This window comes from Parasphingorhabdus sp. W113 (assembly GCF_055693205.1).
The window spans coordinates 3,432,050-3,446,299 of sequence record NZ_CM146328.1 but is presented as its reverse complement, the minus strand read 5'-3'; the positions used below and the strand labels follow the sequence as shown (position 1 = coordinate 3,446,299).

Sequence of the window (14,250 nt, the reverse complement as noted above, 5' to 3'; positions counted from 1 at the left end):
TTTTATCCATTCGTAGATGAGATATTATAGTAGCTTAGGTACCAATCAATAAATTGGCGGATGCCATGTTGAATTGAGGTGTCAGGACGGAAGCCCGTCAGACTTTCCAGCAACGACGCATCTGCCCAGGTCGCAGGAACGTCCCCGACCTGCATGTCCATCATGTTCTTGATGGCCTTTTTATCGAGACAGCGCTCAATTTCGTCGACAAAATCTAGCAGCTTCACGCTATTGGAATTACCGATATTGACGATACGATAGGGCGCGACGGCAGACAGGCTATCGCCCGGAGCAATATCTTCGGGACGCTCTGGTCTGATCGGTTTGGTGTCGATCAGCAACCGGATAGCGCGGACCAGATCGTCAACATAGGTAAAATCCCGGAACATATCACCATTATTGTAGATATCGATCGGGGTGCCTTCGATAATGCCTTTCGTAAATTTGAAAAGCGCCATGTCCGGCCGACCCCAAGGGCCGTAAACGGTGAAAAAACGAAACATTGTGGTCGGCAAATTCCAAAGATGTGCATAGGAATGCGCCATGGATTCCGCCGCATGCTTCGTCGCTGCATAGATGGTCATTGGGGTTGCCACTTTTTCCGTTTCCCGGAAAGGCATTGCTCCGTTGGCACCGTAGACCGAAGAGGTGGAGGCCATCAAGAGATGCTCGACCGCGAACAGGCGGGCGCACTCCATCACGTTAAATGTGCCAACAATATTGGAATCGATATAGGCCCGTGGATTTTCCAGACTGTATCGCACACCGGCCTGGGCAGCGAGATGGACAATGATATCGGGTTTCTCCGCTTCGCAAAGGCTTGTCAGGGCATCCATGTCTTCAAGTCTTGCGATTTTGCAGGAGAAATGCTGATTTTGCAGCAGCATTTGATGGCGGCGCTCCTTGATCCGCACATCATAATAGTCCGTCATGGCATCGAATCCAACGACCCGAAAGCCTTCCCGGAGCAACAGGCTGCACAAATGAAAGCCGATAAAACCAGCGGATCCAGTTACAAGTACAGTTTGCATTAAAATCGCCCTAACTTTTGCAAGTCGGTTGTCAGCTCCAGCATTTTTCTGTCTCTATACACACATGCTCCGCGATTGAAAGGGCGCTCGTGAGCCCAGGAGATTCCACCCCAAAAAGATTAATTAAACCAGTAACTTGATGATCAGAATCGGTTGAAATCAGGAAATCTGAATCGCCGTCTTCTGGCCTTGATATTTTGGGCCTGACGCCACAATAATCCGGGAAAAGGGCGTTGTCGGGCAGGGCGGGCCAGAATCGTCGGATGCGCGCGTAGAATTCAGTCTGTCTTTTGGAATCCGGCTTGACGTCATATGTCTCTGTCCACTCGACATCCGGTCCAAAGCGTACGCTTCCGCTCAGGTCGATCGTTGCGTGCACGCCAAGCCCGCCGGGTTCGGGAACCGGATAGATGAGGTGACGAAAAGGCGCCCGGCCTTCCAAGCCAAAATAGGTCCCCTTGGCAAAATATCGCTGGGGAATATTTGCGGCCCGCAGCGCGTCAATTTTCTGTGCCAGTGGAATGGCGCCATGACCGGCAGCATTTATCAAGATTTTGCTACGGAGTTCAAAGGGTTGCTCGCTGTCGACATGCACGGTGAATCCGCTTGATGGATCATGCCGGACCTCTCCTGCCGTGCAACCCAGACTGAGAATGGCGCCGGCATTTTCGGCGTCATGAAGCAAGGCGATCATGAGACCGTGACTGTCAACAATGCCGGTTGATGGCGACCATATTGCGGCTCGACCAATGATGCTGGGTTCCATCCGCCGCATGGCGGGTTCATCAATTATGGACAGATTTCGTGCGCCGTTGGCCTCTCCTTTGCGCTGTATTTGCATGAGCTTTTCCGCTTGCTGATCATCGGCCGCGACAATCAGTTTGCCTAGCTTTTTGATCGCAACATGGCGGCTGGCGCAATAGTCATAAAGCAGGCCGTTGCCGGCAACACAGTGACGCGCTTTCAAACTGCCGGGCGGATAGTAGATGCCGGCGTGGACGACTTCGGAATTGCGCGAACTGGTCTGCGTCCCGATGGCATTTTCTCGTTCGAGGATCACGACTTCGCGTCCGCTCTCGGCCAGACTTCGGGCAATGGCCAACCCGATAACACCGGCCCCGACGACCACGATTTCGGTCTTGTAACTTTCCATGTGAACCGCCGTGATCCTTTGCAAAAGGCTTGTTTACAAGCCGAAATTGAAATGGCAAGGACCCACCGGAAGCCTATCGAGGATTTGCTGCTTTGAAACGAATATTTGACCTGATATTGGCGATCTTGCTGTTCGTTCCGGCGCTGCTGTTCGTTGGCCTGGCGATGCTTGCCATCCGATTGAACACGAAGGGTCCTGCTCTTTTTGTACAAACACGGGTCGGTCTCAATGAGCGTCCGTTTCAGCTTTACAAGCTCCGAACGATGACCGTCGACACACCGGATCGGGCCTCGCATGAGGTATCACAGAGCAGCGTCACACCCATCGGCGCCTTTCTCCGAAAAACAAAAATAGATGAATTGCCGCAAATTTTATCGGTCCTGAAAGGAGATATGAGCTTTGTTGGCCCGCGCCCGTGCCTTCCGGTTCAGCATGAATTGATCAAAGAGCGGGCCAAAAGGGGGTGTTCACGGTGCGGCCGGGTATTACCGGTCTGGCCCAAATATCGGGCGTCGATATGTCCGAGCCCGTTCGTTTGTCGATCATCGATGCCGATTATATTGAGGCATCGACATGGCTTTTGGATGCCCGAATATTATTGGCGACGGTGACCGGAAGTGGTCGTGGTGACGCAGTGGGAATGGGTTAGTCCGCGACATTCCCGACCGCGCGTGCGATCGCCGGGGCAAAGTCTATCGGCGCCGCAAACCCTGTGGCCTGACGAAATCGCCTATCATCATAGCATGAGTTTTCCATCAGGCTCGAGGCCCTTGCGCCGAGCAGGGTCGACAGGATGGGTCTTGTCATTGGCCCGAGAGATATACTGTTTGCACTTTTGCCGTTGGCCAAGCACATCGCGTCGTAAAATTCACTCACGGTTCGGGCGGGATGATCGACAACGTAAAAGGTCCCGTCAAGATCCGCCTTTATCGCGCTGGCGACGGCATGGGCGAAATTGTCGACAAACATGAAGTGCCGCAAGTTCGTGAGGTTTTTGACCGGAAGCGGTAAGCCAAGCGCTGCGGCTTTCTTCAGTAGGCTGAAAACGCCCTTGGCATCGGCTCCGTAGAGAATAGGAGGGCGCAGCAGGCACAGAGTATCGGTCGACTTTCTGAGGGCGTTGAGTCCGTCTTCACCCGTTTTTTTGCTTCTTCCATAGTCCGTATCGGGGGCGTCTGGCTGATCTTCATCAACAAGAATGCCGGCCGGGGTTATGCTTTGTCCGGCCGCCACCGAACTGACATGAAGAAACCCGCCATCGCATTGCGGGGAGAAATGTTGAAAGAGTTGTGACGGCAAATCAGCGTTCACGTCTTGCAAGTTTTTGGTCCCGCCGGAACAATTCACCACCCAATCAAATCGTTTCCCCGGATCAATGCCACGGGCGAGTATATTTTCAGTTGCCAACCGATCGAAGGGAGTTATAGAAAATCCCGTGGTCCCGAGGATTCTGCATATATTTGACCCGACAAACCCGGTTGCGCCGATGACGGCTATCTTCATGCTCTGGCTCCGTTTTTCCTATTCAAATTTTCGATCCGACGCTTCTGACGTTGCGACACAGGCGAACTGGCTTATGACGAAATGACTGAAATGAAAAAGATTGTTCTCATTAACGGATCCCACCCAGACTATTTGTTGAAATTGCGCGGCGATCTTATTCGAAAGCTGTGCGCCATGGGCTATTCTGTCCATGTGTCGACCCCTGATATTGACGAGTTGGCACTGAAAAACATCACGGCTTTGGGCGCGGTAGCACATGAGGTCCGTGTTTCAAGGCGAAAGCTGAATCCTTTCAGCGATTTGAATTATCTTTTTCAAATGTGGCGACTGATGGGACGGTTGAAGCCGTATTTTGTCCTCAACTATACAATCAAACCAAATATCTGGGCAAGTTTTGCTGCCCGGTTGGCCAAAGTGAGATATGGTTTCATGGTCACCGGTCTCGGCTATGCTTTTATTCCAAGTGACAACAAGCTGCGGTCGGCGTTGCAAAAAGCGGTTCACGGTTTGTATCGTTTTGCTTCCGCGGGTGCCTATGCGGTGCTTTTTCAAAATCCAGACGATGTTGAGGATTTCGGGAAAGCAGGCTGTCTGCCTGATCCAAGCAAAGCGAAAATCACGAACGGGTCCGGCGTGGATATTGCGCATTTTTATCCCTGTGCGCTTCCGCAGGAAGACAGTTATCTTCTCATCAGCCGTTTGTTGATAACCAAGGGCATACGTGAATATGTTGAGGCCGGTCTGAAATTGAAGGCGGAATCGCCAGAGGTCCAAATCCGGCTGGCAGGCTTTCTGGATTTTGGGCCAGACGCAATCAGCGAAGAAGAGCTGAACAGCTGGATTGATCGCGGTGTCGACTATCTCGGCAAGCTGGAGGACATCAGGCCGGCGATGGAAGCCGCTGCGGTTTATGTGCTGCCGTCCTATCGCGAGGGAACGCCGCGAACCGTGCTTGAGGCGATGGCGATGGGGCGACCGATAATTTCGACCGATGCCCCCGGGTGCCGGGAGACTGTCGAGCATGACAAAAATGGGTTGCTGGTTAGGGTGGCGGATGCGCAATCACTATATCTTGCGATGAAGCGATTGCAGGGCGATCATCCGCTGAAAGAGGCTTTTGGTCAAAGATCGCGCTCTATCGCGCTGGAGAAATATGCCGTAGAGCGAGTGAATCAAGCAACGACCGACTATTTTGGTCTGTGAAAAGGTTTCGGTTGTGGCCGGTCTGTTAGCGAAGGTAGCACTCTGATATGCGCATTTCGTCCGTCATCATATCCGCCGGCTTGATCGTCCGGCTCGCGCTTATATTCGTGATCTTATATTCAAACAAATACGAAGAATATATACCCAAAGATGCGATGATGTTCTTCATCGAGAGCATGGGCATAGCGAAGGGCGCAAGCTATTTCGAGTTTTCGATAGGATGGCGGCCCTATGTGAACTTCTTCGGGTTTATTATGCAATATGCTGGATCGAGTATCATATGGATGTGCATCTTTTCGGTTCTGGCATGGCTGCTTTCCATCATCCTTTTGAACAAGACGCTGATAATCCTCGAGATCGAGAGAAAATATAGACTGCTGGCTATCCTCTTGCTTGCATTTGTTCCCTCTAATGTCGCGATGACTTATGTGCCTTTGCGGGAATCTCTCCAGCTTCTCGGGTTGACCATAATCCTGTTTTCCTTGGTGAAATTCTACGTCAGCAAAGAGATCAACTATTGGATTGCATTGGCCTTTGGCGTGGCGTTGACTGGCATATTGCACCTTGGACTTCTGGCTTCAATCATGGCTGGTATCGCCCTGTCCCTATATTATCGCTCTGCGTTGAAAGGGCGGATTTTTCCCGTCGGACAAATCATGATCACCGTGGTGTTGTTTGTAGCCGCATTATTTGTGCTGAGCAATATTCTGGAAGGCCGGGGCCAGCTGGCGGATACGGGATTGGTCGGTACCGTGGAATCCTATCAACAAGGGAGCACGGCGGGTTATGCCCGTGCAACCTACAAGACCGATGTGCAGATCGGTTCCGGATTTCAAATGATCCAGTTCGCTGTTGTCGGGTTTGCGCAATATATGCTGGAACCCTTTCCCTGGAAGATAGCCACGGCGGCAGATATGTTGCTATTTTTGGAAAATATCATGCGAGTCCTGTTGGTTTGTATGGCTATCAAAGCTGCGATCAGCGGTCGCGATACGCATCGAGCGACGGCAATCTATGGGTTGTTATTCTACCTGATCATTGAATTTGTCTGGTCGCTGGGAACCGTGAACTGGGGCACTGCGGCGCGGCATCATGTGGTCGCGTTTCCGTTTCTGCTGGTTGCGGCATGCTGCCTCTTTCCGTTTCGATCCGTCCCGGACGCGCGCACCAGACAGCCGCGCTCAGGGAATGAATTGCGAACGGGCGTAAGCGTGACAACGCCCCTATAATCCTATTTTGCAACCGTTAGAGATAGGGTTTCCGGTCTAGTTCGATCTGTTGCAATTGCGGCCGGTGGTTATTGAAATCGATCGTCAGACCTGATCGTCCCGAGCGCAATTTTGCCTGCCGGATCGCAATGGTGCTGGACAAAATGTCGAAAACCTTCAGGTGGCTATCGTCGCGCGTTTCGAATGACTGGATCTGTACCGCCCCATCGAGAATCGCGGCGTGACCAAGGGCGTAATCGGCGCGGTTGATATTCGCTGTGGTAACGAGGCCAAAACGGCTTTCCGTATTGGCCTCTGTTCGGAGCCCGCCAGCTTGTGATCCATCCAGGTGGAGGATGTCCACCTTCAGGTCCCTGTTGCCATGGTGAAATCGCGTTCCATCTACCTCGAAGCTCCACAGGACGCCGGGTTTTGCGGATGCGCGAATGATCGCATCGCATTGTTTGATGTGAATATCGTCATAATCTGAAATCCTGACAATCGGATAATTGCCGCCCCCGGTTTTTTCCAGGACAGCGTGCCCGATGAACACCGCCCGTGCCGAGCCGATCGCCAGGCCATAAGTTGATTGCACGTCCCGGCAGATCAATCGATCAATGCGAATGCGCTCGGGCGCGCTGACGCCGGCAATGATGAAACCAGCGCCGGTATTTTCGGACAGGACTTCTCCGAAATGAATATCCTGCACTTTGTCAGGCGCGCGATTATTGGGCTCTATGTCGATGGCCGCTTTGGGAGAGGTTCGGCGGACATTCTTGATGTGGATCCTGGCACAAAATAGCGACTGCGCGGATATGATACTCATGCCCTGGCGACCGCAATGCTCGATTGCGATATTGCCAACCAGCTGAATGTCGGCGCTGTTGCGCCGCTTTTGAAGGGAGCTGTGCGAATAGGCAATATAGATCCCGTCCGTCCAGCAATTGCGCACCACCACATTGTTTATGGTGACGTTGCGAGTGCCCCATAAACCGATCCCGAACGCGTTTCCATCGCCTTGCACATTGGACCAGTCAATTTTGGCCATATTGCCATCGATGCAGACGTCGGAAATGACAATATTGTCAACATTTTCATAATTTTTCGGTCGCAGAACCTGTTGGATCGTTTTTGTCGATGGAGGCTTCGAAAAACCGAGCTTGATGATGCTCCCTTCGCCCAGGCCTAGTATATGGTTGTTGCTCACGAAACCACGATCAGGGCCGGGTTCAAACATATAGGTTCGCCGGCTGAGCCGGACCGGGCCGCCCATATCCAATGCGGTCTGTAAAGCCGCTGTGTCCTGTTCCAGTGACTCGCCGATCGGCCCGAACCATTCGGGGCGAACCCCGTCAGCATATTGTCTGACCCAAATTTTGCCGGGGTCGATATGGGATCTGACAAAGAGCGTGTCCGGAGGCGCCAAAGCCATTTGCGCCAAGTGCTCGTCGATCGCCTCACATCGCCACCATGAATCGTCAACAAATTGATCTCCGGCTTCGGGTGACAGGTCGCTCAACTGGCTTTGGGTGCGCTTCGGTGCGTTGACGCGGGGAACAGGTCTCGCCTGCGCGCGCGTGAGCGATGCCAATGACACGCCCGCCAGGCCGGCCATCATCGCCCGTCGGCCGAATGATCGCGGGTTATCGGCTGGCCGCTGGCGGTGGCGGCACTTTTTCTGTTGATCACGCCATGTCGGAATTATCTTGTTCCTTACGGTTAGAGCATGACCCTATTGTCTGTGTATAAGGGGCATAGTTGCAAGCCGATATATTGGGTTATTCCCGCGCTGCGATACTGCGCTATCCATGCTTTGCGGTTCCACTTGTTTGGTCAGGCAACAGACTTGTTATCTATCGCAGAGGCGATCCTAACCAGCGATGAACGTGGAGCCGCCGGCAGGCCAAAAGCTATGGGACCGCACGTCTTCGCGAAATATGGGATCAGATACTTAATATTGTCGATATCCCAGCCGCCTCAAATATCCTCGATCTGTTCCGCAAGCGTCGCCAGGCAGTCGCGGCCGAGCAATTTGCAGCGTTCCGGCGACCAGCCTTGTTCCGGGTCGGGCAGGTCGCGATTATCCTTGAACGGCATTTCCAGGGTCATCGCAATCGCGCCAAAGCGTTCGGCCACCTGATTGGTCGACATGGAAAGATTGGCCTTGCCCTTCGCCGCAGTGGGATAGCCCAGCTTGGTCTGAAAATCGGGTGTCCGCTCGGCGAGGCGGTCGCGATAGGCGTCATATTTGCGGCCCATTTCGTCGGTCCAGCTCGGAATGCCTTCGAAACCGGCGATGAACACCGCCGGAATCGCCTCGTCGCCGTGGACGTCCATGGCGAAATCGACCCCGCTGGCGTCCATCGCATTGCGCACGCACAGCACTTCGGGGCTGCGTTCGGCGGTCGGTTCATGCCATTCGCGATTGAGATTGACTCCGGCGTAGTTGGTTCGCAAATGTCCTCTAAACGAACCATCTGGGTTCATATTGGGGACGATATGAAACCGGCATTTCTGCAGCAGGAATCGCGCCTGCGGGTCAGCCGGATCGGCGAGCATCTCGAGCGCGCCTTCCATCCACCATTCGGCCATGGTCTCGCCGGGATGCTGCCGGGCATAGAGCCAGACCTGCTTGTCGCCACTGCCCATTTCGAGGCAATCAATCGGCTGCCCTTCCAGACTGCTGCCCAGGGTACGGCAATGGACGCCTTCCAGCGCCGACAGTTCGGCGATCAGGTCGTGATGGCGGTCCATGCTATAGGGGGCAAAATAGGCGAACCACACGATATTGCTGGTGGCAATATAGCGGATCGTCAAAACGCCCGCTTTCTCATCATATTCCCCGTCAGCGCGGCCCCAATAGTCGCGATCCTCGCTGACGCAGGCGCCATAGCCGGGCCAGCCCTGAGGATAGGCGCTGTGATCGAGACCATGAATGGCGAGTTCCAGTTCGTCGCCGATTTCGCAGCTGACGCGAAAATGGAACCACTGATAAAATTCGCTGTCCTTGTCCTTGCGGATGGTCAGTCTGGCGGTGCTGCCGGAAATTTCATCGACATGGATATTGCCGCTGTCAAAAGCGGCGGTGATGTGAATCGGGTTTGTGCTCATGGAACCCTAGTAGTGGTTCCTGACTCTCCGGGGAAGTCCCTGAATAGGGCTTCGGCCAGTTTGGCGGCAGCGAGGCCGGGCTGGCTGGCCGGCGAACCGTCTTTGGCTTCCACCGACGACCGGCCTTCCCAGATCGTCACATTGTCGGCCCGCCGGATGATCCGGACGGCAAGATCGGTCGCAATGCGGTCTTTCGGCTTGCCGCTGAGATTGAGGCCGATGCCGAGGCCAATGCCCGACCCGTAGCTGCCGGTGCTGCCGCCGACTCCGACCGAAACCGGGGACCGGCCGCCGCTGGCCGAGATGCGGCTCTGCTCGACCGAAACGCGGGCGACATAGGTGCTGGTGGCGGTCAGATCGCGCTCTTCGGTATAGCCGATCCGCTGCAGTTCGCGCAGTACCGCGGCTTCATAGCTGCGCTGTTCGAGGCCGGGCTTGGCGGCATTATCGATGCTGCGAGAGCTGGCTATCGCAATCGAGCCGGTCTCGATCGGACGGTCCTGCGCAGTGTGAAAGCGGGTCACGCTAACCGGCGGTGTCGTCGCAACACAAGCGGTCAGCGACAGCGCCAGCAGCGCCAGGGATAAACGGGTGCGCGTGGTGATCATGGTCATTCTCCCGGAATTACAGACGGCATCCTAGCCGAAAATTGTGTGTGACCGCGTAAATAATTGCATCTTGATGGCTGCATGGTTAACCGAATCGCGACTTTCCCCGCTTAAACGGCGTCAGAACACGCTTTCTAAAGGACCCGAAATGGCAGATCGCTTTACAATTTTGGTTACTGGCGGCGCCGGTTATATCGGCAGCCACGCGGTTCTGGCGCTGAAAGATGCCGGCTGGCCGGTGGTGGTGATCGACAATCTGGTCACCGGGTTCCGCTGGGCAGTGCCGGAGGATGTGCCCTTTTACGAAGGAGATATTGCCGACGGAGATTTGCTCACGAAAATTATCCAGGACGAGCAAGTCGGTGCGATCATGCATTTTGCCGGATCGGTCGTGGTACCGGAATCGGTTGAAAATCCACTGAAATATTACGATAATAATAGCGCCAAAAGCCGCAGTTTGATCGAATCAACGGTAACCAACCAGGTCCGCCATTTCATTTTTTCTTCGACCGCGGCGACCTATGGTATTCCCGAAACCAGTCCGGTGAGCGAACAGACACCGCAGGTTCCGATCAATCCCTATGGCATGTCGAAACTGATGACCGAGCATATGCTGCGGGACGTATCGGCAGCCCATGCGATCAATTTTTGCGCCTTGCGCTATTTCAACGTGGCGGGCGCGGATCCGGCCGGCCGCTCGGGACAGTCGACCGCTGGCGCGACTCATCTGATCAAGGTCGCGGTTGAAGCGGCGCTTGGCAAACGCGACAGCGTCGCGGTCTTCGGCACGGATTATGACACGTCCGATGGCACCGGCGTGCGGGATTATATTCATGTGTCCGATCTGGCGGCCGCCCATGTGCTGGCGCTCGAGGCGCTGATTGCCGATCCCGACCAGAATCATCTGCTCAACTGCGGCTATGGCCGCGGCTTTTCGGTGCTCGAAGTGCTCGACGCTGTCGACCGCGTGACCAACCGGACGATTGTCCGCGAGATGCAGCCCCGCCGGGCCGGCGATCCCGACATGCTGATTTCCGACAATCGCGCGATCATGGACCGCTTTCCCTGGCAACCGCAACATGCCGATCTCGACACAATTGTCGCCCATGCGCTGGCCTGGGAAAGGGCGCTGTCCGACCGGCGCTAACTCCTGACTTGACGGGCTTTCCTCGCGACCGCATGGTTGCCATCGAAACCCCTTTTCAGGAGAGCAGAGATGACCACCAATAGAAGCTGGATATTGCGCAAACGACCCCAGGGCGATCTTGCGGATGGCGATCTTGAACTGGTGACATCCGAAATGGGGCCGCTGGCCGGTGGGCTCGTGCGGGTCAAGACAATCTACCTCTCGCTCGACCCGACCAACCGGATCTGGATGAGCGATATGGACGGCTATATGCCGCCTGTGCCGATTGGCGATGCCATGCGCGGCGGCGGCATTGGCGTGGTGGTCGAGAGCAAGTTTGACGGCCTGGCCCCCGGCGATATCGTGAATACCGGCCTGTCGACCTGGGCCGACTATAATGACCTGCCCGGTGCGCAGCTCAACGCCTTGCCGAAAATACCCGGTGTGCCATTGACGGCCTTTACCGGGCCGCTGGGCATGACCGGCATGACCGCCTATTTCGGTCTCACCGATATCGGCCAGCCCAAGGAAGGCGATACCCTGGTGGTATCGGCTGCCGCGGGGGCGGTCGGATCGATGGTCGGCCAGATCGGGAAAATCCACGGATGCCGGGTGGTCGGTATTGCCGGCGCCGATGACAAATGCCGCTGGCTGACTGAAGAAGCGGGCTTTGACGCCGCGATCAACTACAAGACCGAAGATGTCGGCGCGGCGCTCGACAAACATTGTCCGGATGGCATTGATATAAATTTTGAAAATGTCGGCGGGCCGATCATGGATGAAGTGATTGCCCGGCTGAACGACTTTTCGCGGATGCCGCTATGCGGGCTGATCTCGAGTTATAACGCGACCGAGCCGGTGCCCGGTCCCTATAATTTCGCGAATCTGCTGATGCGGCGGACGCTGGTCAAGGGATTCATCATTCTCGACTATCTCGACCAGATGCCCGCGGGCATGCAGGCTATGGCGGGCTGGCTGATGGAAGGCAGGCTCAAGTTCGCGACTGATGTGGTCGACGGCCTCGAGCACGCCCCGGCTTCGCTGGAACGGCTGTTTACCGGGAAAAATCTCGGCAAGCTGGTGGTCAAGGTCAGCGACGAGCCCGAATAGGGCGGGCGCCGACAGGATTTGCGCAGCGGATCGGGCTTCAAAGCTTGACTTTGCTCGGGGGCAACCTTAGTTGCACGGCCTGTTTTCAAGAAATCGCTATCGATTCTAGCATTAGATTAAGGTGTGGTACCAAAATGAAGATCCGCAACTCTTTGAAGTCGCTCAAAAACCGTCATCGGGATTGCCGCGTGATCCGTCGTCGTGGCCGCACCTATGTGATCAACAAGACGAATCGCCGGTTCAAAGCGCGTCAGGGCTAAACCCTTGCGATGGCAGGTCATTCTGCCGCTTCCTCCCTTGATACCGTTATCTTCGATGTGGGCCATGTGCTCTATCGCTGGGATTTGCGCTGCCTGTTCGGCAAGCTGATCGCCGATCCCGAAGAGCTGGACTGGTTCCTCGCCCATGTGGTGACACCGGAATGGCATTTTCAGCAGGATGCTGGCCGACCGCTCGCTGAAATGGTGCCCGAGCGCATCGCGCAATTTCCGGACTATGCCGATCATATTCATGCCTATGCGACGCGATTCCCCGAATCGATTCCGGGGCCGGTCGCTGGGGTCCATGCTCTCGTCGAGCGCCTCGCCGCTCGCCAGGTGCCCCTGTTCTGCATCACCAATTTCGGCCATGAATTCTGGCAGATGTTCCGCCCGACCGCGCCGATTTTCGACCTGTTTGCGGATGTCGTGGTGTCCGGCGAGGAAAAGCTGCTCAAGCCGGATCCGGCGATTTACCATTTGGCGCTGAACCGATTCGGTGTCGCGGCCGAACGCTGCCTCTTTGTCGATGACCGGCCGGAAAATATTGCCGCCGCTGAAAAGCTCGCCATAAACGGGCATCATTTCCGCGATGCTGCCTCACTGGAGCAGGACCTGCTGGCGCGCGGCTTGCTCGATTGCTTATGATGGCGGACTTTTGCGCGGTCAAACGCCGCCTCAGCCCTTCGGTTTGACCCGCAGCACTTTGCTATTGGGGCCCGAAGGATCCTCGGTCAGCAGATAGAGATAGCCATCCGAACCCGTCCGGACATCGCGAAACCGTGCGTCGAGCTCGCCAAAAAGCTCCGCCTGCGCGCCCAGCGAGCCATCGGGATTCATTTCGACATGGCGCACATGCTTGAGCACCAGGGCCGACAGGAACAGATCGCCCTGCCACTCGGGAAAGGCGTCGCCGCTATATTGGGCAAAGCCCGAAGGCGCGATCGAAGGCGTGAAGTGGACCAGCGACTGTTCGGTGCCCGCGCGCGCTTCAAATGGTGATATGCGGCCGCCGGAATAATCGAGACCGTAAGAAACCGTGGGCCAGCCATAATTTTGGCCGCGCTTGATTGCGTTGATTTCGTCGCCGCCGGCTGGGCCATGTTCATGCGCAAAGACACGGCCATCGGCAGCGCGTATGATGCCCTGGGGATTGCGGTGCCCGCGGCTCCAGATTTCCGGCAGCGCGTCTTCGACATTGACGAACGGATTGTCCCCGGGGACCGAACCATCTGCATTCAGGCGGACAATCTTGCCGAAATGCGTGTCGAGCTCCTGTGCTTTCTCGCGAAAATGAAAGGCATCGCCAATCGGCATCAGCAAAGTTCCATCGGGGAGAAACTGGATGCGGGCACCATAGTGATTGCCTTGCACGCGGGTTGGCGAGGCAGCGAAAATCTGCTTGCCGGCGGACAGGCTTGGGGTTGGTTCGGCATCATATTGAAAACGCATCAGCAGCAGTGTATTTTCATCGCCCTGCTTGGCGGCGTAGGAGATGTAGAGCTGCTGGTTGGTGTCAAAGGCCGGGTCGAGCACGACATCAAACAGACCCGCCTGCATGCCGCTTCCGAAATGCACTTTGGGATGGTCTTCGCCGCTGGTAAAATCGTAGACCAGCGTAACCGCGCCATCGGAAGCGATATGCTTCAATTTGCCGGTGCGTTCGGTGACCAGCATGTTGCCGTCGGGCAAAAAGGCCAGCGACCAGGGATGGTCAAGACCCTCGGCCACTGTCTCGATCTGATAGGTGATCGGGGCTGCGGCGACCCGGCCGACCGCCTCGCTGGTCTTGTCGCCCGATGGCGAAGCGCCCTGGTCGGCACAGGCCAACAGCAGACAGGATGTCAGCAGCGGAAGAGCCAATTTCTGAAAATGCATGATGATACCCCTTTTGCAATCGGGGTTTTCGATCATGGCGGCATATTGGTCAACCGGATTTA

Annotated in this window: 14 protein-coding genes and 1 pseudogene; 8 read left to right on the top strand and 7 right to left on the bottom strand. The window is 55.6% G+C overall.

Annotation, left to right across the window (positions count from 1 at the left end):
• Nucleotides 1-2: 2 nt before the first annotated feature.
• Nucleotides 3-1,031: an SDR family NAD(P)-dependent oxidoreductase gene (locus tag ACZ1GS_RS16725; protein WP_472696298.1), complete on the bottom strand. Its 1,029-nt coding sequence runs from the start codon at nt 1,029-1,031 to the stop codon at nt 3-5.
• A gap of 31 nt (nt 1,032-1,062) precedes the next feature.
• Nucleotides 1,063-2,160, bottom strand: coding sequence for an NAD(P)/FAD-dependent oxidoreductase (locus ACZ1GS_RS16720; RefSeq protein WP_472696297.1), 1,098 nt, complete (start codon nt 2,158-2,160; stop codon nt 1,063-1,065).
• A gap of 116 nt (nt 2,161-2,276) precedes the next feature.
• Here ACZ1GS_RS16720 and ACZ1GS_RS16715 point away from each other — a divergent pair.
• Nucleotides 2,277-2,570 (top strand): annotated as a pseudogene (locus tag ACZ1GS_RS16715) (sugar transferase); the annotation flags it as partial.
• Between the two features lie 86 nt (nt 2,571-2,656).
• On the top strand, nt 2,657-2,833 hold the full coding sequence (locus ACZ1GS_RS16710; protein WP_472696296.1) for a sugar transferase: 177 nt from the start codon (nt 2,657-2,659) through the stop codon (nt 2,831-2,833).
• Here the strand turns inward: ACZ1GS_RS16710 and ACZ1GS_RS16705 are convergent.
• Nucleotides 2,830-3,687, bottom strand: a complete 858-nt coding sequence (locus ACZ1GS_RS16705) for an NAD-dependent epimerase/dehydratase family protein (protein WP_472696295.1) — start codon at nt 3,685-3,687, stop codon at nt 2,830-2,832. The two genes, ACZ1GS_RS16710 and ACZ1GS_RS16705, sit on opposite strands and share 4 nt — an antisense overlap.
• Nucleotides 3,688-3,768: 81 nt before the next feature.
• Between ACZ1GS_RS16705 and ACZ1GS_RS16700 the strand changes: the two genes are divergently transcribed.
• Nucleotides 3,769-4,890 (top strand): glycosyltransferase family 4 protein, encoded by a 1,122-nt coding sequence (locus ACZ1GS_RS16700; RefSeq protein ID WP_472696294.1) that lies wholly within the window; start codon nt 3,769-3,771, stop codon nt 4,888-4,890.
• A gap of 80 nt (nt 4,891-4,970) precedes the next feature.
• Entirely contained in the window at nt 4,971-6,119 is a 1,149-nt protein-coding gene (locus ACZ1GS_RS16695; RefSeq protein ID WP_472696293.1) for a hypothetical protein, read from the top strand.
• Between the two features lie 16 nt (nt 6,120-6,135).
• Here ACZ1GS_RS16695 and ACZ1GS_RS16690 read toward each other — a convergent pair whose 3' ends face one another.
• The 3 genes from ACZ1GS_RS16690 to ACZ1GS_RS16680 form a co-directional block, all read right to left on the bottom strand.
• Entirely contained in the window at nt 6,136-7,716 is a 1,581-nt protein-coding gene (locus tag ACZ1GS_RS16690) for a right-handed parallel beta-helix repeat-containing protein (protein ID WP_472696292.1), read from the bottom strand.
• A gap of 359 nt (nt 7,717-8,075) precedes the next feature.
• Nucleotides 8,076-9,209 (bottom strand): M14 family metallopeptidase, encoded by a 1,134-nt coding sequence (locus tag ACZ1GS_RS16685; protein ID WP_472696291.1) that lies wholly within the window; start codon nt 9,207-9,209, stop codon nt 8,076-8,078.
• Nucleotides 9,206-9,817 (bottom strand): DUF4136 domain-containing protein, encoded by a 612-nt coding sequence (locus tag ACZ1GS_RS16680; RefSeq protein WP_472696290.1) that lies wholly within the window; start codon nt 9,815-9,817, stop codon nt 9,206-9,208. The genes ACZ1GS_RS16685 and ACZ1GS_RS16680 overlap by 4 nt, the downstream gene beginning before the upstream one ends.
• Nucleotides 9,818-9,965: 148 nt before the next feature.
• Between ACZ1GS_RS16680 and galE the strand changes: the two genes are divergently transcribed.
• The 4 genes from galE to ACZ1GS_RS16660 all read left to right on the top strand — a co-directional run bounded on the left by galE (nt 9,966) and on the right by ACZ1GS_RS16660 (nt 12,958).
• Nucleotides 9,966-10,964, top strand: a complete 999-nt coding sequence (gene galE / locus ACZ1GS_RS16675) for a UDP-glucose 4-epimerase GalE (RefSeq protein WP_472696289.1) — start codon at nt 9,966-9,968, stop codon at nt 10,962-10,964.
• Between the two features lie 69 nt (nt 10,965-11,033).
• Nucleotides 11,034-12,053, top strand: a complete 1,020-nt coding sequence (locus tag ACZ1GS_RS16670) for an NADP-dependent oxidoreductase (protein WP_472696288.1) — start codon at nt 11,034-11,036, stop codon at nt 12,051-12,053.
• Nucleotides 12,054-12,187: 134 nt separating this feature from the next.
• The gene (gene ykgO, locus ACZ1GS_RS16665) at nt 12,188-12,313 is read left to right on the top strand and encodes a type B 50S ribosomal protein L36 (RefSeq protein WP_007165381.1); all 126 of its coding nucleotides are present in this window, start codon (nt 12,188-12,190) and stop codon (nt 12,311-12,313) included.
• A 9-nt stretch (nt 12,314-12,322) separates the two neighbouring features.
• Nucleotides 12,323-12,958, top strand: coding sequence for an HAD family hydrolase (locus ACZ1GS_RS16660; protein ID WP_472696287.1), 636 nt, complete (start codon nt 12,323-12,325; stop codon nt 12,956-12,958).
• A 30-nt stretch (nt 12,959-12,988) separates the two neighbouring features.
• On the opposite strand, the gene ACZ1GS_RS16655 is transcribed toward ACZ1GS_RS16660, so the two are convergent.
• A complete protein-coding gene (locus ACZ1GS_RS16655) occupies nt 12,989-14,188 on the bottom strand; it encodes a PQQ-dependent sugar dehydrogenase (protein ID WP_472696286.1) in 1,200 nt (399 codons plus the stop codon).
• Nucleotides 14,189-14,250 lie beyond the last annotated feature (62 nt).